The sequence below is a fragment of the Streptomyces sp. NBC_00670 genome (assembly GCF_036226765.1).
Taxonomy (GTDB): Bacteria; Actinomycetota; Actinomycetes; order Streptomycetales; family Streptomycetaceae; genus Streptomyces.
Genome location: NZ_CP109017.1, coordinates 1,522,977 through 1,543,662, shown reverse-complemented (window position 1 = coordinate 1,543,662; position 20,686 = coordinate 1,522,977). Strand labels below are relative to the sequence as shown.

General features: G+C 72.1%; 24 protein-coding genes. 16 read left to right on the top strand and 8 right to left on the bottom strand.

Annotation, left to right across the window (positions count from 1 at the left end; all coding sequences use genetic code 11):
- Positions 1-123: 123 nt before the first annotated feature.
- From OIE12_RS06875 to OIE12_RS06850, 6 genes are all read left to right on the top strand, one after another.
- Positions 124-813: a nuclear transport factor 2 family protein gene (locus tag OIE12_RS06875; protein ID WP_329132785.1), complete on the top strand. Its 690-nt coding sequence runs from the start codon at positions 124-126 to the stop codon at positions 811-813.
- Positions 813-1,433, top strand: coding sequence for a TetR/AcrR family transcriptional regulator (locus OIE12_RS06870; RefSeq protein WP_329141752.1), 621 nt, complete (start codon positions 813-815; stop codon positions 1,431-1,433). Before OIE12_RS06875 ends, OIE12_RS06870 begins: the two co-directional genes overlap by 1 nt.
- 182 nt (positions 1,434-1,615) lie before the next feature.
- Positions 1,616-2,290, top strand: coding sequence for a hypothetical protein (locus tag OIE12_RS06865; protein WP_329132783.1), 675 nt, complete (start codon positions 1,616-1,618; stop codon positions 2,288-2,290).
- Positions 2,280-3,002 carry a class F sortase gene (locus tag OIE12_RS06860; protein WP_329132781.1) on the top strand — a complete coding sequence of 241 codons (723 nt, stop codon included), beginning with the start codon at positions 2,280-2,282 and terminating at the stop codon, positions 3,000-3,002. Before OIE12_RS06865 ends, OIE12_RS06860 begins: the two co-directional genes overlap by 11 nt.
- Before the next feature lie 187 nt (positions 3,003-3,189).
- On the top strand, positions 3,190-4,578 hold the full coding sequence (locus OIE12_RS06855) for an aldehyde dehydrogenase family protein (protein WP_329132779.1): 1,389 nt from the start codon (positions 3,190-3,192) through the stop codon (positions 4,576-4,578).
- A 62-nt stretch (positions 4,579-4,640) separates the two neighbouring features.
- The gene (locus OIE12_RS06850; protein ID WP_329132777.1) at positions 4,641-5,723 is read left to right on the top strand and encodes a Zn-dependent alcohol dehydrogenase; all 1,083 of its coding nucleotides are present in this window, start codon (positions 4,641-4,643) and stop codon (positions 5,721-5,723) included.
- 115 nt (positions 5,724-5,838) lie between these two features.
- On the opposite strand, the gene OIE12_RS06845 is transcribed toward OIE12_RS06850, so the two are convergent.
- Complete coding sequence (locus OIE12_RS06845) at positions 5,839-6,732, bottom strand: NADP-dependent oxidoreductase (RefSeq protein WP_329132775.1); 894 nt, start codon at positions 6,730-6,732, stop codon at positions 5,839-5,841.
- Between the two features lie 70 nt (positions 6,733-6,802).
- Here OIE12_RS06845 and OIE12_RS06840 point away from each other — a divergent pair, with 70 nt between their 5' ends.
- A complete protein-coding gene (locus tag OIE12_RS06840) occupies positions 6,803-7,408 on the top strand; it encodes a TetR/AcrR family transcriptional regulator (RefSeq protein ID WP_329132773.1) in 606 nt (201 codons plus the stop codon).
- Positions 7,409-7,502: 94 nt separating this feature from the next.
- Here the strand turns inward: OIE12_RS06840 and OIE12_RS06835 are convergent, their stop codons facing one another.
- Positions 7,503-8,174 carry a TetR/AcrR family transcriptional regulator gene (locus OIE12_RS06835; protein WP_329132772.1) on the bottom strand — a complete coding sequence of 224 codons (672 nt, stop codon included), beginning with the start codon at positions 8,172-8,174 and terminating at the stop codon, positions 7,503-7,505.
- Between the two features lie 57 nt (positions 8,175-8,231).
- Here OIE12_RS06835 and OIE12_RS06830 point away from each other — a divergent pair, with 57 nt between their 5' ends.
- The 3 genes from OIE12_RS06830 to OIE12_RS06820 all read left to right on the top strand — a co-directional run bounded on the left by OIE12_RS06830 (position 8,232) and on the right by OIE12_RS06820 (position 10,490).
- Positions 8,232-9,383, top strand: coding sequence for an acyl-CoA dehydrogenase family protein (locus OIE12_RS06830; protein ID WP_329132770.1), 1,152 nt, complete (start codon positions 8,232-8,234; stop codon positions 9,381-9,383).
- Positions 9,384-9,477: 94 nt separating this feature from the next.
- On the top strand, positions 9,478-9,765 hold the full coding sequence (locus OIE12_RS06825; protein ID WP_030379433.1) for a YiaA/YiaB family inner membrane protein: 288 nt from the start codon (positions 9,478-9,480) through the stop codon (positions 9,763-9,765).
- A 101-nt stretch (positions 9,766-9,866) separates the two neighbouring features.
- Positions 9,867-10,490: a TetR/AcrR family transcriptional regulator gene (locus tag OIE12_RS06820; protein WP_329132765.1), complete on the top strand. Its 624-nt coding sequence runs from the start codon at positions 9,867-9,869 to the stop codon at positions 10,488-10,490.
- A gap of 19 nt (positions 10,491-10,509) precedes the next feature.
- Here OIE12_RS06820 and OIE12_RS06815 read toward each other — a convergent pair whose 3' ends face one another.
- Positions 10,510-10,971 (bottom strand): MaoC family dehydratase, encoded by a 462-nt coding sequence (locus tag OIE12_RS06815; RefSeq protein ID WP_329132764.1) that lies wholly within the window; start codon positions 10,969-10,971, stop codon positions 10,510-10,512.
- Positions 10,972-11,110: 139 nt separating this feature from the next.
- Entirely contained in the window at positions 11,111-11,713 is a 603-nt protein-coding gene (locus tag OIE12_RS06810; RefSeq protein ID WP_329132762.1) for a hypothetical protein, read from the bottom strand.
- 256 nt (positions 11,714-11,969) lie between these two features.
- Here OIE12_RS06810 and OIE12_RS06805 point away from each other — a divergent pair, with 256 nt between their 5' ends.
- Positions 11,970-14,780: a penicillin acylase family protein gene (locus OIE12_RS06805; protein ID WP_329132760.1), complete on the top strand. Its 2,811-nt coding sequence runs from the start codon at positions 11,970-11,972 to the stop codon at positions 14,778-14,780.
- A 46-nt stretch (positions 14,781-14,826) separates the two neighbouring features.
- Here OIE12_RS06805 and OIE12_RS06800 read toward each other — a convergent pair whose 3' ends face one another.
- Genes OIE12_RS06800 through OIE12_RS06790 form a run of 3 tightly spaced genes read right to left on the bottom strand, consistent with a single transcriptional unit; the run spans position 14,827 to position 16,230 of the window.
- Positions 14,827-15,168 (bottom strand): DUF397 domain-containing protein, encoded by a 342-nt coding sequence (locus OIE12_RS06800; RefSeq protein WP_329132758.1) that lies wholly within the window; start codon positions 15,166-15,168, stop codon positions 14,827-14,829.
- A gap of 28 nt (positions 15,169-15,196) precedes the next feature.
- Positions 15,197-15,406, bottom strand: a complete 210-nt coding sequence (locus tag OIE12_RS06795; protein ID WP_329132756.1) for a DUF397 domain-containing protein — start codon at positions 15,404-15,406, stop codon at positions 15,197-15,199.
- Positions 15,388-16,230, bottom strand: a complete 843-nt coding sequence (locus OIE12_RS06790; protein ID WP_329132754.1) for a helix-turn-helix domain-containing protein — start codon at positions 16,228-16,230, stop codon at positions 15,388-15,390. Before OIE12_RS06790 ends, OIE12_RS06795 begins: the two co-directional genes overlap by 19 nt.
- Positions 16,231-16,434: 204 nt before the next feature.
- Between OIE12_RS06790 and OIE12_RS06785 the strand changes: the two genes are divergently transcribed.
- The 5 genes from OIE12_RS06785 to OIE12_RS06765 all read left to right on the top strand — a co-directional run bounded on the left by OIE12_RS06785 (position 16,435) and on the right by OIE12_RS06765 (position 20,078).
- Complete coding sequence (locus tag OIE12_RS06785) at positions 16,435-16,656, top strand: hypothetical protein (RefSeq protein ID WP_329132752.1); 222 nt, start codon at positions 16,435-16,437, stop codon at positions 16,654-16,656.
- Positions 16,653-16,892, top strand: a complete 240-nt coding sequence (locus OIE12_RS06780; RefSeq protein ID WP_329132750.1) for a hypothetical protein — start codon at positions 16,653-16,655, stop codon at positions 16,890-16,892. Before OIE12_RS06785 ends, OIE12_RS06780 begins: the two co-directional genes overlap by 4 nt.
- 104 nt (positions 16,893-16,996) lie before the next feature.
- The gene (locus OIE12_RS06775) at positions 16,997-17,761 is read left to right on the top strand and encodes an SDR family oxidoreductase (protein ID WP_329132748.1); all 765 of its coding nucleotides are present in this window, start codon (positions 16,997-16,999) and stop codon (positions 17,759-17,761) included.
- Positions 17,758-19,449: a class I adenylate-forming enzyme family protein gene (locus tag OIE12_RS06770; RefSeq protein ID WP_329132746.1), complete on the top strand. Its 1,692-nt coding sequence runs from the start codon at positions 17,758-17,760 to the stop codon at positions 19,447-19,449. Before OIE12_RS06775 ends, OIE12_RS06770 begins: the two co-directional genes overlap by 4 nt.
- Positions 19,450-19,484: 35 nt before the next feature.
- Positions 19,485-20,078, top strand: a complete 594-nt coding sequence (locus OIE12_RS06765) for a TetR/AcrR family transcriptional regulator (protein ID WP_329132744.1) — start codon at positions 19,485-19,487, stop codon at positions 20,076-20,078.
- A gap of 21 nt (positions 20,079-20,099) precedes the next feature.
- Here OIE12_RS06765 and OIE12_RS06760 read toward each other — a convergent pair whose 3' ends face one another.
- On the bottom strand, positions 20,100-20,681 hold the full coding sequence (locus OIE12_RS06760; protein ID WP_329132742.1) for a hypothetical protein: 582 nt from the start codon (positions 20,679-20,681) through the stop codon (positions 20,100-20,102).
- Positions 20,682-20,686 lie beyond the last annotated feature (5 nt).

Genomic DNA, 20,686 nt, shown 5'->3' with positions numbered 1-20,686 from the left:
GGAATGAGGGCCCGGGTCCGCAAGAGGGAGGAGCCCCGCGTCTGTCTCCAGGCGGAGGCGACGGCCGAGAACCAGCCGTGGGGACGATCCGGTGTGTCGCAGGAATGTTCTACGCTCGCCGACATGTCGTGGACGCGCGGACTGCTCGCGGCGCTCGCGGTGTGCGCCCTGCTCGGCGGCTCGGCCGGCTGTGGCGCCGGTGACGCGCGCGGGCAGCACAACGGGAGCAACGAGAACTCGCCCTCGCCGGTGGGCAAGGTGCTGGACCACACCGACGAGAAGGGCAGGCACTACCGTGAGGTGGACACAAAGGACGCACCCGAAGTCGGTGTCGAGGTCCAGCCGGACTCCGACGAGGACAGCTGGACGGTCCGGCTGACCCTGCGCCACTTCCGCCTCTCGCCCTCCGGTACCCGCCCGGTGGCCGTGGCCGGACGCGGCCTCGTCCGGCTCTATCTCGACGGTCGTCTGCTGGCCCGGCTGCGTACCACCGAGTACCGGCTGTCCGCCGAGCTCGCGCGCGGCACGCACCACGTCACCGCGCGCCTCTACGCCGACGACGGCACCCTCTGGGCGGTCGACGGCGAACCGGTGGAACGCACGGCGGACATCACCGCCTCCGGCGACGGCACGGAACCGCCCTCGACGGAATCGGCGTCGCCCACGGCGAGCGGTGCGACGGGCAGGACCGCGGCGGACGGCGGGCGCGACGTGACCGCGCGCGGTGCGGACGCACCCGTTCCCGTGAGTGGACGGCGTTCCGCCGTGCGGACAGACGGGGGAGGTCCACCGGCCCCCGTCGGAAAGGCATGATGATGCCCGTGCCCCACCCGACCTCGCTGCGCCGCGCACCGGTCCAACGACGCAGCGCCGAACGGCTCACCCGGATCCTGGACGCCTGCGCCGACCTCCTCGACGAGGTGGGCTACGACGAACTGAGCACCCGCGCGGTCGCCGCCCGGGCCGGCGTCCCCATCGGCTCGGTCTACCGCTTCTTCGGCAACAAGCGCGCGATGGCCGACGCGCTGGGCGAACGCAACCTGGAGCGGTACACCGAGCGGGTCACCCGCCGGCTGGAGGAGACGGCGGGCGAGGGCGGCTGGCGTGCGGCGGTGGACGCGGTGCTGGACGAGTACCTCGACATGAAGCGCACCGCCCCCGGCTTCTCCCTCGTCGACTTCGGCAACCAGATACCCATCGGCACCCGGCACGCCGAGCCCAACCACCGGGTCGCCGACCGGCTGGCGGAACTGCTCTCCGGGTACCTGGGCCGGGGCCCGGACGAGGAGCTGCGGCGCACGGTCCTGGTCGCCGTCGAGACCGCCGACACGCTCGTCCACCTCGCCTTCCGGGTCTCCCCGGAGGGGGACGAACGGATCATCGACGAGATGCGTGAGCTGCTGCGGGCGTATCTGTCGCGTTCGCTGGACTGAACGCGGGCCCGTCCACGTCACCGCGCCCCGCCGGGCGTCCGCGCGGGACGCGCCGGATGCGCCGCTCGGGCGAACTCCGCGCCGCGGCCCGCGTGGCATGCCGCGCGGCGGCTCCTCCCTGTGAAAGAGAGTCAGGTGAACGAGCGATTTGTATGAAAATCGTCTGACTCGGAGGAACGCGCATGCCCACCAGGACACCCCCACGCACCCTCGCCTCCCGCGTCGGCGCCACCGCCGCGGTCACGGCCTTCACCGCCTCCGGCGCGGTCTGGCTCGCCGCCCCCGCCGCGGCCGTCGGAGAGGGCGGTGACATCAAGGTCCACCGGGAGGGCGTGCCGTACACCGTGTCCAAGGAGGACCCGGTGGTGTGCAAGTTCTACCTGGACGCCACCAACTTCGACTCGGCGACCACCGTCGCGTACACCATCACCCCGCAGCCCCCGCTGCCCACCAGCGCCGTCGTCAGCGGCAGCATCACGCTGGCCGCCGGTGCCGGCCACACCGACGTGCTGGGGCTGGCCGACGGCCAGTACAAGATCACCTGGGTGCCGAACGTCCCCGCCGTGCCGCCGGTCCCGCCGCCCGGCACCAAGGAGAAGGTCTTCCGCGTCAACTGCCACGACGAGAAGCACGACGAGAAGAAGGACGGCAACGAGAAGGCGGGCGACCAGGGCCACGAGTCGGCGACCATCGGCCACGACAACGGCGAGGGCCCCAAGGGCGGCGTCCACGCGGGCGGCGGCGGCCTCGCCCGCGCCACCGAGGCGTTCTCGCCCGCCACCGCGACCGCGGCCGTCGGCCTCGTCGTGCTCAGCGGGTTCGCCTACGTCCGCCTCATCCGCCGGCGTGCCGCCTAGGCGGCGCCGCCGACGCAAGCCGTGGCGCCGGACCCGCGCCTACCGCCTCGCCAGGACGGCCGTCCTCGCGGTCGTCCTGGTGACGGTGGTCGTACGGTGCGGGGAGGGGCACCGCGAGCGGCACCCCGAGGCGCACTCCGCGGCGCACTCCGGCGCCGTGGGGGCGCCGTCGGCCGGGTCCGGCGCGCGTGGTGGCCCGGGGGCGCGTTCTTCGCCGAGCCCCGATCCCACGCCCCCGACGCGGCCGCTGCCCCCCTCCAGGGCGACCGCCGTCCGCATCCCCGACCTGGGGGTCGACGCGCCGATCGTCCCGGTCCGGCTCGACGCCCACCGGCAGCTCGGCACCCCGCCCGTCGACAAGCCCAAGCTGATCGGCTGGTACGCGGACGGCCCCACCCCCGGTGAGACCGGCACCGCCGTCGCCGTCGGCCACCGCGACACCCGCACCGGACCCGCCGTCTTCGCCGCACTCGGCCAGCTCGACCCCGGCGACCACGTCGAGGCCCGCCGCGCCGACGGCCGTACCGCCGTCTACACCGTCGACCGGGTGCGGACCTTCGACAAGGACCACTTCCCCGACAAGGAGGTGTACGGCACCAGCGACCGCCCCGAGCTGCGCGTCCTGACCTGCGGCGGGCTCTACCGCAGCAAGACGGGGTACACCAGCAACATCGTCGTCTTCGCCCACCTCACCGCCACGCGCGGACCGTGAGGCACCCCGGGCACCGCCCCGAAGCCGTCGGCCCTCCCCGGACCCCTGGCGCAGGACACCCCCGGCGCAGGACCCCCCTGGCGCCGGAAAACTAACGCCGCTAGTTTGGGATTCCTGCGGTTCCGGTTCCGCGACGCCGTCGGCTCGGGGCCCGGACCCCGACGTCGTACCGCCCGGGAGGAAGACGATGAAGGCACACGACGGCATCTACGTGGACGGCGCCTGGCGCCCCGCCGCCGGGCCCGGCACGATCGAGGTGGTGAACCCGGCCGACGAGCAGGTCATCGCCCGTGTCCCGGCCGGCACCGCCGAGGACGTCGACGCCGCCGTGCGCGCCGCCCGCGCCGCGCTGCCCGGCTGGGCGGCGACGGCGCCCGCCGAGCGGGCCGCCCGGCTGGCCGCCCTGCGCGACCGGCTGGCGGCCCGCGCGGCGGAGATCGCGGAGACGGTCACCGCCGAACTGGGCGCCCCGCCCAAGGTCGCCCAGAGCGTGCACGCGGGCCTGCCCGTCCTCGTCGCCGGTTCCTACGCCGAACTGGCCGCCACGTACGCCTTCGAGGAGAGGCTCGGCAACTCGACCGTGCTGCACGAGCCGGTCGGCGTCGTCGGCGCCATCACGCCGTGGAACTACCCACTGCACCAGATCGTCGCCAAGGTCGCCCCGGCGCTCGCGGCCGGCTGCGCGGTGGTGCTCAAGCCCGCCGAGGACACCCCGCTCACCGCTCAGCTGTTCGCCGAGGCGGTCGACGAGGCGGGCCTCCCGGCCGGGGTCTTCAACCTGGTCACGGGGCTCGGCCCGGTCGCCGGACAGGCGCTGGCCGAGCACCCCGGCGTCGACATGGTCTCCTTCACCGGCTCCACCGCGGTCGGCCGCCGCATCGGCGCGACCGCGGGCGCGGCGGTGAAGCGGGTCGCCCTGGAACTCGGCGGCAAGTCCGCCAACGTCATCCTGCCGAGCGCCGACCTCGCCCGCGCGGTCAACGTCGGCGTCGCCAACGTGATGTCCAACTCCGGCCAGACGTGCAGCGCGTGGACCCGGATGCTGGTCCACCGCGACCACTACGACGAGGCGGTGGAACTGGCCGCCGCCGCTGCCGCCAAGTACGGCGAGCGCATCGGCCCGCTGGTCAACGCGGCGCAGCGGGACCGGGTGCGCGGCTACATCGAGAAGGGCGTCGCCGAGGGCGCCCGCCTGGTGGCCGGCGGCCCCGAGGCCCCGCGCGAGCGCGGCTACTACGTCAGCCCCACCGTCTTCGCCGACGTGCGCCCGGAGATGACGATCGCCCAGGAGGAGATCTTCGGCCCGGTGCTGTGCGTCCTGCGCTACGAGGACACCGAGGACGCGCTGCGGATCGCCAACGGCACGCAGTACGGGCTGGCCGGTGCGGTCTGGGCGGGCGACGAGGCGGAGGCGGTGGCCTTCGCCCGGGGCCTGGAGACCGGCCAGGTGGACATCAACGGCGGCCGGTTCAACCCGCTGGCGCCCTTCGGCGGCTACAAGCGGTCCGGGGTGGGCCGGGAACTGGGCCCGCACGGCCTGGCGGAGTACCTCCAGACGAAGTCCTTCCAGTTCTGACCCGTTCCTGAGCCGGTCCTGCGCCGGTTCTGACCGTCACGTTTCGAGGGAGCCGAACGACCATGGCCGTACGTGCCGCCGTCCTGCCCGCCCTGGGCGCTCCGCTGGAGCTCGCCGAGATCGACCTGCCCGATCCCGGACCCGGCCAGGTCCGCGTCCGGCTCGCCGCCGTCGGGGTCTGCCACTCGGACCTGTCCCTGTCCAACGGAACGATGCGGGTGCCGTTGCCGGCGGTGCTCGGGCACGAGGGGGCGGGCACGGTCGTCGCCGTGGGGGAGGGCGTCACGCATGTCGCGCCGGGCGACGGGGCGGTGCTGAACTGGGCACCCTCGTGCGGCAGTTGCCATGCCTGTGGACGGGGCGAGGTGTGGCTGTGCGCCAACGCGCTGAACGGTGCTGGGGAGGTGTACGCCCGTACGGCGGACGGCACGGAGCTGCATCCCGGGCTGAACGTCGCCGCGTTCGCGGAGGAGACGGTGGTCTCCGCGGGCTGCGTGCTGCCCGCGCCGGACGGGGTGCCCCTGGCGGACGCGGCGCTGCTGGGGTGCGCGGTGCTCACCGGGTACGGCGCGGTGCACCATGCGGCGGGGGTGCGGCCGGGGGAGACGGTCGCGGTGTTCGGTGTGGGCGGGGTGGGGCTGGCGGCGCTCCAGGAGGCGCGGATCGCGGGGGCCGGGAAGGTCGTGGCGGTCGATGTCTCGCCGGAGAAGGAGTCGCTGGCGCGGCGGGCCGGTGCCACGGACTACGTGGTGGCCTCCGCCACGACGGCCCGGGAGATCCGGGGGCTGACGGGCCGGCAGGGTGTCGATGTCGCGGTGGAGTGTGTGGGACGGGCGGTGACCATCCGTACGGCGTGGGAGTCCACGCGGCGGGGCGGGCGGACGGTGGTGGTCGGGATCGGCGGCAAGGAGGAGGAAGTCACGTTCAACGCGCTGGAACTCTTCCACTGGGGGCGGACGTTGTCGGGCTGCGTCTACGGCAACTGCGACCCGGCGCGTGACCTCCCGGTACTCGCGGCCCACGTGCGCGAGGGGAGCCTCGACCTGGGGCTCCTGGTGACGGAACGGATCGGGCTGGACGGGGTCCAGGGGGCGTTCGAGAACATGCGGGCGGGGAGGGGCGCGAGGGCGCTGGTGACGTTCTGAGCGGGCGGGCGCGGGCCCGTCGTGGCCGACCGCGCGGTTCCCCGGGCCCCCAAGGCAGTGGGGCGCCCCCCGCTTGCAGGGAGCACGGGGAACCGCGTGGGCGCGTGCCCCGGTGTCAGACGACGATGACCCGGCGCCCGCGGGTGTGACCTGCCTGGCTGTCGCGGTGCGCCGTGGCCGTCTCGGTGAGCGGGTACGACTTCTCGACCGGGATGTGCAGCGCCCCCCGGTCGAGGAGACGGACGGTCTCGGCGAGCGCCTCGGTCACGCTCCCGGCCATGTTGGAGAATCGCGCACCGAACTCCGGTGCGGCGAGATCGGCGATGGAGACCACCTTCCGCGGGTCCCCGGTCAGCTCGACGAGTTCGCGGATCACGCCCGAGCCGGCCAGATCGAGGGCGGCGTCGACGCGTCCCAGCCGGCGCACCCGCTCGACCCAGCCCTCGTCGTACGTGGTGGCGGCGGCGCCCAGGCCGCGCAGGTAGTCCTGGTTCGCGGCCCCGGCCGTGCCGATCACGGCGATGCCACGGTCGCGGGCGACCTGCAGCACCGCCGACCCGACTCCTCCGGACGCCCCGCTGACCAGCAGCGTCCGGCCGGGCTGCACGCCGACCTCGCGGATGACGCGCAGCGCGGTCTCCATCACGGAGGGGTACCCGGCCGCCTCCTCGAACGTCAGGTTCCCGGGCATACGGGCCCAGGCCGACAGCACGGCGAACTCGGCACAGGTGTCCGTGCCCTCGCCGAACACGCGGTCGCCGATCTCGACGCCGTCGACGCCCTCGCCGACCTCGTCCACCACTCCTGCGGCGTCCAGCCCGACTCCTGCGGGCAGGGCGGTCGGCCGGACCTTCCGCATCTGACCTTCGCGGATTCTCCAGTCGACGGGGTTCACGCCCGCCGCTCGTACGGCGATGCGTATGTGGCCGGGGCCCGCGTGGGGTTCCTCGGCGTCGATGAGGCGCAACACGTCAGGACCGCCGAACTCGGCGAAGCTCACTTTCTTCATGCGTACGACCTTAGCGCTAACGGTTAGCTTATCGAAACCGTTAGTGTTTCGCACCTGATAGTGTCAGGGCATGACCGTGCCGCCCGGACGCCGTGAACGCAAGAAGGCCGCGACCCGTCAGAAGATCGCCGATGCGGCGCTACGGCTCTTCCTGGAGCGCGGGTACGACGCGGTGGGCATCCGGGACGTGGCCGCCGAGGCCGATGTGGCAGTCACCACGTTGTTCGCCCACTTCGCCTCGAAAGAGGCCCTGGTGTTCGAACAGGACGAGGATTTCGAGCAGCGTTTCCGGCAGGCGGTCACCGGCCGGGCGCCGCACGAACCGCTCGTCCCCGCACTGCGCCGAGAGGTCCATGCCCTGGTGCGGCATTGCACAGGGGACGGCGCCACTCCGGTCTGGCGCATGATCGACGCCACCCCCGCCCTGCGGGAGTACGAGGAGGCGATGCGGCTGCGCCATGCGAAGACGCTGGCCACCGCCATCGCCGAAGACCTGGGCCTGCCGCCGGCCACCACGGCCTGCCGGGCGATTGCCAGATTCGTGGTCGACGCCCATGGCCTGGCCCGGGAGTCGGCCGATCCGCAGGCCGCGGTGGACGAGATCTTCGAGATGATCGAGGCGGCCTGGGCGGTCGTCCGGCCTGCCGGAAACCTTGGTGACCCGGCCGGACCGTGAAGGGAGCCGCTCCATGTGGCGGAGACGCCCGGCGGCCCTCGGTCAGGACGGCGCGGCGGTGGGCGGCCTGCGGCCGTGACGGTTCCGCGCCGGGTCAGGACGCCCGGCCGTCCGCCCGGCGCACCTCCTCGAACCGCACCTCCAACCCGTCCAGCAACGCCCGCAACCCCACCTCGAACGCCCGCTCGTCGATCTCCTCCTGGCGCCCGGCCAACCGATGCGCCTGCCCGAGGTGCGGATAGTCCGCCGGATCATAGGCCGCCTCGTCGTTCACGAACCCCCCGGCGAACGACCCCAACGCCGACCCCATCACGAAGTACCGCATCAACGCACCCACGGAAGTCGCCTGCGCGGCAGGCCACCCCGCGTCCACCATCGCCCCGTACACCGCGTCCGCCAACCGCAGCGCCGCCGGCCGCCTCCCCGGCCCGTGCGCCAGCACCGGCACCACGTTCGGATGCGCCCGCAACGCCGCCCGGTAGGACACCGCCCAGTCGTGCAACGCCCGCCGCCACTCGCGCACGTCCCACCCCGCCTCGAACATCGACAGATCGACCTGCGCGCTCACCGAGTCGGCGACCGCCTCCAGGATCTCGTCCTTCGTACGGAAGTGGTTGTAGAGCGACGGCCCGCTCACCCCCAGCTCGGCCGCGAGCCGGCGCGTGGAGACGGCCGCGAGCCCCTCCGCGTCCACGAGCGCACGCGCCGTCTCGACGATGCGGTCGGTGCTGAGCAGGGGCTTGCGCGGTCGGGCCATGGCGCACATAGTAGGGCTGTACCTATAAACTAGCAGTGCTAATTAAAGTCCCGAGGTGACCCCGCCGTGAACCTGGAGCTCAGTGAGGAACAGGCCGCCGTCCGCCGGCTGGCCAGGGACTTCGTCGAGGGCGAGATCGCACCGCACGCCGTCGCCTGGGACCGCGCGGAGGAGGTGGACCGGTCGATCGTCAAGAAGCTCGGCGAGGTCGGCTTCCTCGGCCTGACCCTCGACGAGGAGTACGGCGGCTCCGGCGGCGACCACCTCGCGTACTGCCTCGTCACCGAGGAGCTCGGCCGCGGCGACTCCTCCGTGCGCGGCATCGTCTCCGTCTCCCTCGGTCTCGTCGCCAAGACGATCGCCGCGTGGGGCAGCGAGGAGCAGAAGCGGCGGTGGCTGCCGGGGCTCACCTCCGGCGCGTACGTCGGCTCCTTCGGCCTCACCGAACCGGGCACCGGCTCCGACGCGGGCAACCTCACCACCCGCGCCGTCCGGGACGGCGGGGACTACGTCCTCAACGGCACCAAGATGTTCATCACCAACGGCACCTGGGCCGACGTCGTCCTGCTCTTCGCCCGCTCCACCGACGCCCCCGGCCACAAGGGCGTCACCGCCTTCCTCGTCCCCGCCGACAGCCCCGGCCTGACCCGCCGCACCCTGCACGGTAAGCTCGGCCTGCGCGGCCAGGCCACCGCCGAACTGGTCTTCGAGGACGTCCGGGTCCCCGCCGCCGCGATGCTGGGCCCCGAGGGCAAGGGCTTCTCCGTCGCCATGTCCGCGCTCGCCAAGGGCCGGATGTCGGTCGCGGCCGGCTGCGTCGGCATCGCGCAGGCCGCCCTGGACGCGGCCGTCCGCTACGCGGGCGAGCGCGAGCAGTTCGGCGGGCCCATCGCCCGGCACCAGCTCGTACAGGAACTGATCAGCGATATCGCCGTCGACGTGGACGCCGCCCGGCTGCTCACCTGGCGGGTCGCCGACCTGATCGACCGCGGGCGGCCCTTCGCCACCGAGGCGTCCAAGGCCAAGCTCTTCGCCTCCGAGGCCGCCGTCCGCGCCGCCAACAACGCCCTCCAGGTCTTCGGCGGTTACGGCTACATCGACGAGTACCCGGCGGGCAAACTGCTGCGCGACGCCCGGGTGATGACCCTCTACGAGGGCACCAGCCAGATCCAGAAGCTGCTCATCGGCCGCGCGCTGACCGGCGTCTCGGCGTTCTGAGCGCCCGGGCGCGCACGCGTCTGAGTACCCGGGTCCCCGGCGACTGAGTACGACGGCGGATGTGGCGCGGGCCACGTCCGCCGATCCTGATCGCATGAGTGACACACCGGTCAAGCAGCAGAACACCGCCGCCTTCTACGGTCAGGCCGCGGCCTCCTTCGTCGTCGCGCTGGTCGCGACCGCCGTCGGCATCTACCACCTCCAGGCCGACGCCTGGGTCCGCGCCTTCCTCGCCGTCGCCGTGCTGTACCTGGTGACCTCCGCCTTCACCCTCGCCAAGGTCATCCGCGACCGGCAGGAGGCCGGGCAGATCGTCAGCCGCGTCGACCAGGCGAGACTGGAGAAGCTGCTCGCCGAACACGACCCGTTCGAAAAGCTCTGAACCCGCCGCGCCCGCCTCCGGGCCGCTGAGCGGGCACGCTAAGCGCCCGCTCAGCATCGGCGGTATGGTGGTGCACCTGTCGGTGGAGAGGGGCACGAGCGATGAGTACGGCGCAGGAGACGGTCGGCGGCGAGAGCGAGCCGTGGGTGGAGGTCACCCCGGACGCGGCCCGGCGGCTGCTGGTGGCGGCCGTGGACGCCTTCGCCGAGCGCGGCTACCACGCGACGACCACCCGTGACATCGCGAGCCGCGCCGGCATGAGCCCGGCCGCGCTCTACATCCACTACAAGACCAAGGAAGAGCTGCTCCAGCGGATCAGCCGGATCGGCCACGAGAAGGTGCTGGAGATCCTTCAGGTGGCGGCCCGCGGCGAGGGCAACGCCACCGAGCGGCTCGCCGACGCGGTCAGCTCCTTCGTACGGTGGCACGCCGGCCGGCGCACCACCGCGCGGGTCGTGCAGTACGAGCTGGACGCGCTCGGCCCCGAGGCGCGCGCCGAGATCGTCGCGCTGCGCCGCCGGGTCGACGCCGAGGTGCGCGGGATCATCGAGGACGGCGTCGCCTCCGGCGAGTTCGACGTGCTGGACGTGCGCGGCACCACGCTCGCCGTCCTCTCGCTCTGCGTGGACGTCGCCCGCTGGTTCACCATCGACGGCCCCCGCACCCCCGAGGAGATCGGCACGCTCTACGCCGACCTCGTACTGCGGATGGTGGCCGCGAAGTAGACCCGGCGCGGCCGGCCGGTCAGAGGTAGTACCGGGACACCGACTCCGCGACGCACACCGGCTTGTCGCCGCCCTCGCGCTCCACGGTGAACGCGACGGTGACCTGCACGCCGCCGGGCACGTCGTCGGCGCCGGTGATGCGCGCGGTGGCGCGCAGCCGGGAGCCGACGGGGACGGGCGCGGGGAAACGCACCTTGTTCGTCCCGTAGTTGACGCCCATCCTCACGCCCTCGACACCGAGGAGCTGCGGCCCGAACAGCGGCAGCAGCGACAGGGTCAGATATCCGTGCGCGATGGTCGTCCCGAAGGGCCCGGAGGCGGCCTTCTCCGGATCCACATGGATCCACTGATGATCCCCGGTCGCCTCGGCGAACAGGTCGATCCGCTTCTGATCGACCTCCACCCAGTCGCTGTACCCCAACTGCTCCCCGACGGCGCCCTTCAACTCGTCCACACCGGCGAACACTCTGGGCTCTGCCATGTCCCGACCTCCCGCATCACACCACAACGTGCCTAAGCAACTGCTTAGCATGGTCGGCTGAAGGGTCGATGTCAACGAGGTCGTGTGCTTGGCGTCCTGTTCGGGGCGCGCCCGCGGGCAAGGCGCACCCCCGCAAGGCCTACGCCGACACCAGCAACCGCTCACTCCGGGCATGCCTCACCGACTCGTCGGTGAGTACCGGCACCGGCACCACGATGCCGCACGACACGCACACCGGCCCGGACGACGGCTCGTGCGCCAGGTCCCACCGCCACACCAGCCGCTCCCCACCGCACACCGGGCAGCAGGAACCCGGCTCCCGCTCCAGCGCCGCGATCAGTCGCCGCAGCACCTCCGCCATCGGGCCACGGGGGTGCACCCGGGGGTCGTCGCACCACGCCACCCCGAAGCCGCCCCACGTCAGCCGGTGCCAGTCGTCCACGCTGCCCGGCCTGCGCAGCCCGTCGTGCTTCTCCTTCCTGCGGCGCTCGGCGAACTCGACCTCGTAGGCGAGCCACACGGAACGGGCCTCCTCCAGCTCCTCCAGTGCGGCCACGAGCCGCGCCGGGTCGGGGGAGCGGTCCTCGGGGCCGAAGCCGGCCCGGGAGCACAGGTGGTCCCAGGTCGCCCGGTGCCCGTAAGGGGCGAACCGTTCAAGGCACTTGCGCAGCGAGTAGCGCCGCAGTGCCAGATCGCACCTCGGATCCCGCACCTGTCTCGCCAGACTCCGGAAACCCGCCATCGTCCTGCACCTCCGTCACACCTGCACCTGTACTTCGGTCACTTCGGCGTCGTCGTACGGACGTCGTCGAGTAGACGTATCGACACGCGATTCGGCTCCCTCCGGCGACCTCCTCTTTCCGACCTCTTTCCGAGTTCTTTTCCGACGACCTCCACGAGCCCGCCCCCAACGGCTTCAAAAGTGACGCCTGTTCATGTTCAATCGCGGGTGTACCGGCGGTAACATCCGGCCCCACCTCAGCTCCGGAGGACCTGCCATGTCACGGCACACCCCCCGCACCTTCCTCGACAGACTGAGAACTCCCCGCGGAATCCACGGGTTCCTGAAGACCGCGTCCGTATGCGTGCTCATTGCCGGACTTTTGTCCCCGCTTTCCACGGCCATGGCGGCGGACGGCACCCCCGAGCAGGCGCGGACGGCCGCCGCGACCGTCGGCGACCTGTGCGGCGGCCAGTGTTCCGACATCCTCCCGCCGGGCGAGAACGGCAACGCCACGCTCGCCCAGATCCTGCTCAACCAGGTCTTCGGCACCCAGCCCGACCACGCGGAGGACCAGCTCGGCCCCTACGCGAACCTGGCCACCGGCTACTCCGGACTGACCGACGCGAAGATCAACACCTTCTTCAACGACGCCTCGTTCGGCGTCCCTTCGGGGCAGGTCGCCTCCACCCTGAAACCGGGCGGTCGGACGGATGTGACCATCGTCCGGGACAAGAAGACGGGCGTGCCGCACATCACCGGCACCACGCGTTACGGCACCGAGTTCGGCGCCGGCTATGCCGCCGCCCAGGACCGGCTGTGGCTGATGGACGTCTTCCGGCACGTCGGCCGGGGCCAGTTGACCGGCTTCGCGGGCGGTGCCCCGTCCAACCAGGGTCTGGAGCAGGAGTTCTGGCGCAACGCCCCGTACACCGAGGCCGACCTCCAGGCGCAGATCGACGGCGCCGTCGCCTCCGCCGGGGAGCGCGGCAAGCAGGCTCTCGACGACGTCAACGCCTATCTCGCGGGCGTCAACGCCTACATCGACGCCTCCGACAGCGGGCGTTACTTCCCCGGCGAGTACGTCCTGACCGGGCACAAGGACTCGATCACCAACGCCGGCACCATCGAACACTTCAAGCAGACCGACCTGGTCGCACTCGCCTCCGTGATCGGCGCGCTGTTCGGCTCGGGCGGCGGCGGCGAGGTCAACAACGCGCTCTCCCTCCTCGCCGCGCAGTCCCGGTACGGCGTGGCCGAGGGCACGAAGGTGTGGGAGTCCTTCCGGGAGCGGAACGACCCCGAGGCGGTCCTCACCGTCCACGACGGCGAGTCCTTCCCGTACGCGGCCAAGCCGGACGACCCGCAGGGCGAGGCCCTCCCCGACGCCGGATCGGTCGCACAGGAACCCCTCGTGTACGACCGCACCGGCAGCGCCGCCACCGCGAGCGCGAAGCGCACCTCGGGTACCGCGTCCGGCACGGCGCTCAGTTCCGCGAGGCGCGGCATGTCCAACGCCCTCGTCGTCAGCGGGAACCACACCGCGAGCGGCCACCCCGTCGCCGTCTTCGGCCCGCAGACCGGCTACTTCGCCCCGCAGCTCCTCATGCTCCAGGAGATACAGGGCCCCGGCATCAGCGCGCGCGGCGCCTCGTTCGCGGGGCTGAGCATGTACGTCGAACTCGGGCGCGGCCAGGACTACTCGTGGAGCGCCACGACGTCCGGCCAGGACATCATCGACACGTACGCGGTCGAGCTGTGCCAGGACGACCACCACTACCTCTACCACGGCACCTGCACGGCCATGGACGAGGTCGAGCAGACCAACGCCTGGAAGCCGACGGTGGCGGACTCCACGGCCGCCGGTTCCTACACGATGCGGGTGTGGCGCACGAAGTACGGGCCCGTCGAGTACCGGGCGACCGTCGGCGGCAAGAAGGTCGCGTACACGACCCTGCGCTCGTCCTACCTCCACGAGGCCGACTCGATCATCGGCTTCCAGATGCTCAACGACCCCGACTACGTCAAGGGCCCCGCGGACTTCCAGAAGGCCGCACAGCACATCAACTTCACCTTCAACTGGTTCTACGCCGACTCCGCGCACACCGCGTACTACAACAGCGGCGACAACCCGGTCCGGGCGAGCGGCGTCGACGCCGAGTTCCCGGTGTGGGCGCGGCAGGCGTACGAGTGGGGCGGCTGGAACCCCGCGACGAACACGGCGTCGTACACGCCCGCGTCGGCCCACCCGAACTCCGTCGACCAGGACTACTACATCTCCTGGAACAACAAGCAGGCCGAGGACTACGCCGCCGCGCCCTGGGGCGAGGGGTCCGTGCACCGCGGTGACCTGCTGGAGGACCGGGTGAAGAAGCTGGTCGCCGCCGGCGGGGTGACCCGCTCCTCCCTCGTCAAGGCGATGGCGGACGCGGCCCTGGCCGACCTGCGCGCCGAGGACGTCCTGCCGAAGCTGCTGGAGGTCGTCAACAGCTCGACGGTGACGGACTCCACGACGGCGGCGGCGGTGAACAAGCTGTCGGCCTGGGTCTCGGCGGGCGCCAAGCGCACGGAGACGTCGGCCGGTTCGAAGACCTACGCGAACGCGGACGCGATCCGCATCCTGGACGCGTGGTGGCCGCTGCTGGTGAAGGCGGAGTTCGCCCCGGGCCTCGGCGACGACCTCTACACGGCCATGACGGCCAACCTCCCCATCGACGAGTCCCCGTCGGCCGCGCACGGTCCGACCGGCTCGCACGCCGGCAGCTCCTTCCAGTACGGCTGGTGGTCCTACGTCGACAAGGACATCCGGGCGGTGCTGGGGGAGTCGGTCCAGGGCCCGCTGGCGCGGACCTACTGCGGCGGCGGCACGCTCAGCGCCTGCCGCACGGTGTTGCTCGACACGCTGAAGGAGGCGGCGGGCACGCCGGCGTCGCAGGTCTACCCGGGCGACGACCTCTGCTCGGCCGGCGACCAGTGGTGCGCCGACTCGATAGTCCAGCGCGCGCTGGGCGGCATCAAACACGGCAACATCAGCTGGCAGAACCGCCCGACCTACCAGCAGGTGGTGGAGTACACGTCCCACCGCTGACAGACCGGCCCCGCACCGGCCGCTTCCGGTGCGGGGCCCTGTCGTGTCAGACGCGCAGCGCGCCGTCGCGCACGGCGACGACGAAGGCGGACCAGTCGTCCACGGGGAAGACGAGCAGGGGTCCGTGCGGGTCCTTGCTGTCCCGCACGGGGACGACGGTGTCGAAGCTGTCGGCGACTTCGAGGCATGCGCCGCCGTCCTGATTGCTATGGGTGCTCTTGCGCCAGGTGGGCCGCACAACACCGTCGGCGACCTCGAGGCACTCGCCGCCGTCCTGGTTGCTGTAACTGCTCTTGCGCCAGGTCGGTCCTACGAAGCTGTCGGCGACCTCGACGCATGCGCCGCCGTCCGGATTGCTGTAGGAGCTCTTTCGCCAGGTCGGTTGCATGGCGCCTCCTCCGCTGTGGGTCCGCCGGTCAGGCGCGCAGTTCGTCGTTGCCGATGGCGGTGACGAAGGCGGACCAGCCGTTTGCCGGGAACACGAGTACGGGGCCGCGCGGGACCTTGCTGTCCCGCACGGGGATGAGGGCGCCGAAGTCGTCGGACACCTCGACGCACTCGCCGCCGTCCGAATTGCTGTAGGAACTCTTGCGCCAGCCAGCGGTACTCAGGTCGATGCCTCGCACGGTACTTCCTCCAAAGTAGCCAGGACGAACTTCAGCGACTCGGCTGGGGACAGCGCCAGGTCGCGCATCGCATCGTACTTACGCTGTAGCTGTTCAACTGGCGCGTCAGCTTCGATGAGTTCGCCGCGGTGTGCGTTCTCCGTGTACGCCACGGTACGCGCGCCGGCGATGCGCAGGAACATCAGCGTGGTGCTGTCCAGGCCGTGCATGCCGGCGCTCAGCGGCAGCACCTGCGTCGTGACGTTCGGCCACTTCGCCGCTTCGGTCAGGTACTCCAGTTGCCCTCGCCACTCCGCCGCATCTCGCAGCGGCGTCCGTAGCGCCGCCTCCGAAAGAATCGTCCGGAACGGCGGCGCGTCCTTCCCCTGCAACAGTTCCCGTCGGCTCATCCGGGCCTCGACCTGTTGCTCGAGTTCCTTGCCCTGCGAACCCCCCGCCGCCAGAACCTCCCGCGCGTACCCGGGGGTCTGGAGGAGTCCCGGGAGCACACTCACCGCGAAGTGCCACAGGCTCACCGCCTCCGCCTCCAGCGCCATGTACCGCCGGTAGCGCTCGCGGAACTGGGTGTGGTCGCCGGCGGCCAGTTCCCACAGGGCGAGCAGCAGCCCCGGCGTTCCGTAGTGCTGGTCCAGCGCCTGGACCACCTCGGGGCTGCCCAGCGTCTCGCCCTTCTCCATCTTCCCGAACAACGACCAGTCCCAGCCCATCCGTTCGCCGAGCTGGCGCAGGCTCGTCCCGCTGCTGGTGCGGAGTTTCCGCAGCTCCTCCGCGAAGCGCTGACGTGGTTCCTGGCTGCGGCCGGTGATGGCGCGTCGTTGCGGCATACGGCTGGCTCCTGTTCCGCGAGCGGCTCGGCGTGGAAGGTGTGGCACCGGCTCCGCGCGGCGGGGAAGCACCCGCCCGCCCACGGCGGAGCCGACCACGACCGGGCGCATTCTCGTAACGCCCGCACTACGCAGCGTAATTCAGCCGACGCGGTCGGTGTGGTCGTATCGTGAAATCACCGTCATCAACCGACAAGGACGCCCATGCCCCGTTCGCCGAAGATCCAGGAAGCCCTCGACGCCCGCGACGCGCTCGCCGCCGCGCTCGGCGGGGCCGGCATCCAGCTCCCCGCGATGGACGTCCGCACCCCGTGGGCGGACGACCGCGAGCGGGACGCGGACTACGCGCTGGTCCACCTCGGCGTCTGCTCCGCCCCGGTCGCGCTGCTGCTGGCCGAGGTGATCCGGAAGGGCAGCACGTCGTGACGGAGGAACGGGAAGCGGTCCCCGGCGTCGGCGCGGCCGTCCACGACACCGCCCGGGACCGCTACGGCCGGGTCGCGGCCCACGAGGGCCCGCACCTCCAGGTGCGCCCCTTCTCCGGCGGCCGCACCTGGACCGCGGACCCGGAGCACCTCCGGTCCCTGGGTCAGGACGAACTGCTCAAGATCCTTGTCGCCGAGGCGAACGCCCGCAGTGCCCGCGGGCGGCACGGCCGGTGACGACGGCCTCCTGAGCCCCCTTCCACTCCACATACCGACCGGTTAGTCTGCCAGGTGGAGCCGATTCGGAACGTCTCGTCGTCTCGTCGTGTCGAAGGAGACCGATGGTGGAAGCCGTGCAGGATGCGGGAGTGGTGGTCACCGGGGCCGGGGGTGGGATCGGGGCCGCGTTGGCCCGGCGGTTCGCGGCCGAGGGGGCGCGGGTCGTGGTGAACGACCTGGACGCCGGGCGGGCGCGGGCCGTCGCCGACGAGGTCGGCGGGATCGCCGTTCCCGGCGACGCCTCCGCGATCGTGGCGGACGCGCGGGACGCCCTCGGCGGCACCGTCGACGTGTACTGCGCCAACGCCGGGCTCGGCTCCGGCGGCACCGAGGCCGCGCCCGAGGACGTGTGGGCCAGTGCGTGGGACGTGAACGTCATGGCGCACGTGCGCGCCGCGCACGCCCTGGTCCCCGGCTGGCTGGAGCGCGGCCGCGGGCGGTTCGTGTCCACCGTCTCGGCGGCCGGGCTGCTGACCATGATCGGCGCCGCCCCCTACAGCGTCACCAAGCACGGCGCCTACGCCTTCGCCGAATGGCTGTCGCTCACCTACCGCCACCGCGGCATCAAGGTGCACGCCATCTGCCCGCAGGGCGTACGCACCGACATGCTCACCGCGGCCGGCAGCGCCGGCGAACTCGTGCTCGCGCCCACCGCGATCGAACCGGAGGCCGTAGCCGACGCGCTGTTCAAGGGCATCGCCGAGGACCGCTTCCTGATCCTGCCGCACCCCGAGGTCGCCGCCTACTACCAGGCGCGGGCCGCCGAACCCGACCGCTGGCTCACCAACATGAACCACCTCCAGCAGAAGTGGGAGGCCACCTCGTGACCGCCGCACCCTCCCGCTACGCCGCCAAGCCCTGGCTCGCCCAGCTCACCGAGGCCCAGCGCGCCCCGCTCACCCCGCCGGACACCCTGCTCCACGCCCTGCGGGGACACGTCGCCGCCCACCCGGACCGCGCCGCCCTCGCCTACTTCGACGGCCGGCTCACCTACCGCGAACTGGACGAACTGAGCGACTCCGTCGCCGGGCACCTCGCCGCCCGCGGCCTGGAACGCGGCGACCGCGTGGCGATCCTGCTGCAGAACTCCCCGCACTTCGTGCTCGCCCTGCTGGGCGCCTGGAAGGCGGGCGCGACCGTCGTCCCCGTCAACCCGATGTACAAGTCGGGCGAGGTCACCCACGTCCTGCACGACGCCGAGGTCACCGCGCTGATCTGCGCCGACCGCGCCTGGGAGACGTATCTGCGCGAGACGGCGGCCGGCTCCTCCGTACGGATCGTGCTCACCGCCTGCGAGCTGGACTTCCAGACCCGGAACGACCCCCGCGTACTCACCTTCGAACGGCTCCCGCAGGCGTCCGACGCCGACGACCTCACCGCCGTCGCCCGGCAGGGCAGCAAGGCCCCCGAGGGCCGCGCCCTCACCCCCGCCGACATCGCCCTGATCAGCTACACCTCCGGCACCAGCGGCACCCCCAAGGGCGCCACCAACACGCACGGCAACATCATGTTCAACGCCGAGCGGCAGCGCACCGGACTCGAACTGCCCGACGCCCCCGTCTACTTCGCGATGGCGCCGCTGTTCCACATCACCGGCATGGTCTGCCAGCTCGTCGCCTGCCTGGACAGCGCCGGCACGCTCGTGCTCGCCTACCGCTTCGAGGCCGGGGTCGTGCTCGACGCGTTCGCCGAGCACCGGCCCGTCTACACCGTCGGCCCCTCCACCGCGTTCATGGCGCTCGCCGCCCACCCCGCCGTCACCCGGGACCACTTCTCCTCCTTCCGCACGATCTCCTCCGGCGGCGCCCCGCTGCCGCCCGCCCTGGTGGAGAAGTTCCGGGCCGGCTTCGGGCCGTACATCCACAACGGCTACGGCCTCACCGAGTGCACCGCCCCCTGCGCCTCCGTGCCCCCGCACCGCGAGGCCCCCGTCGACCCCGTCTCCGGAACGCTCGCGGTGGGCGTGCCCGGCCCCGACACCGTCGTCCGCATCCTCGACGACGCGGGCGAGGAGGTTCCCTTCGGCGAACAGGGCGAGATCGTCGTACGGGGCCCGCAGGTCGTCCCCGGCTACTGGCGCCGCCCCGACGCCACCGCCGAGACCTTCCCCGGCGGCGAACTGCGCACCGGCGACATCGGCTTCATGGACGAGGCCGGCTGGCTCTACGTCGTCGACCGCAAGAAGGACATGATCAACGCCTCCGGCTTCAAGGTCTGGCCGCGCGAGGTCGAGGACGTCCTCTACACCCACCCGGCGGTGCGCGAGGCCGCCGTCGTCGGGGTGCCGGACGGGTACCGCGGGGAGACCGTACGGGCATACATCAGCCTCCGCCCGGGCACGGAAGCGGCTCCGGAGGCCCTGGCCGCGTACTGCCGGGAGAGACTGGCCGCCTACAAGTACCCGCGCCAGGTGGAGATCCTGCCCGAGCTGCCCAAGACGGCGAGTGGGAAGATCCTCCGTCGGGAACTGCGTTCCCGTACCGGCGGGGGAACCGTTGGACCTTCGCAGGCGTGATCGTAGGCAGCATCCAGGAAAGGCAGGTGGCGGCAGTGCCCAGAACCACGGACGGAGACGGCACGCCCGTACCGCAGCGGCTCCTCGCCGCCGCCACCCGGCTCTTCGCCGAACAGGGCTACGACCGCACGTCGGTGCAGGAGATCGTCGAGGCGGCGGGCGTCACCAAGGGCGCGCTCTACCACTACTTCGGCTCCAAGGACGACCTGCTGCACGAGGTGTACGCGCGCGTGCTCCGCGTCCAGCAGGAACGCCTGGACGCGTTCGCGGACGCCGACGAGCCGGTGGAGAAGCGCCTGCGCGGGGCGGCGGCGGACGTCGTCGTCACGACGATCGAGAACCTCGACGACGCGTCGATCTTCTTCCGCTCGATGCACCACCTCAGCCCCGAGAAGAACAAGCAGGTACGCGCCGAACGCCGCCGCTACCACGAACGCTTCCGCGCGCTGATCGAGGAGGGCCAGCGCGAGGGCGTCTTCTCCACCGCCACCCCGGCCGACCTGGTGGTCGACTACCACTTCGGCTCCGTCCACCACCTCTCCACGTGGTACCGCCCGGGCGGCCCACTGGGCCCCCAGCAGGTCGCCGACCACCTGGCCGACCTGCTGCTCCGCGCGCTGCGGCCCTGATCAGGGGGCGCGGGACAGGCCCTAGCGGCGGTAGGACTCCTGTGCGGGGTGGCCGTGTCCCTGGTCCGTCCGGGACGGGGCGGTCCCTTCCGCCGCGCGCCGGCGGCGTTCCTCGGAGGCCGCCTCCTCGCGCAGATAGCTGTAGCGCCATTCGTAGCTGTGCGTGTGGCCGGCCCGCACCTGGCGCCCGTAGAAGGTGTTGAAGTCGCCCTCGGCGGAGAACAGATCGGCACCCGTACCCGCTCCGCCCGCGGCGGCCACGACCGCCCGGTGCCTCAGCCCGTTCTCCCATTCGATGCGCTCCACCTCCATCGCGAAGAACGCCGCGGGCTGCCACCCCGACCGCTGCGCCTGGACGTCCAGCCCGCCGCTGCGCACCTCGTTCTCCAGGGCCGCCACACGAGGCGCCGCCGCCGCGTTGAGGATCTCGAAGACGGCGGTTCCGCGGAGATGAGCGGTGTCCCCCCGCTTGTTGTCCAACGTGATGGAGCGGCTGCCCGCCCGCCATTCGCCGGGGGTTCCGCCCTTCGTACGGCCGAACCGCACCGTGACGGAGCCGACGGCAGCGAGTTCCCGGCGGAAATGGGGGGCCGCGGCGGACACGAAGT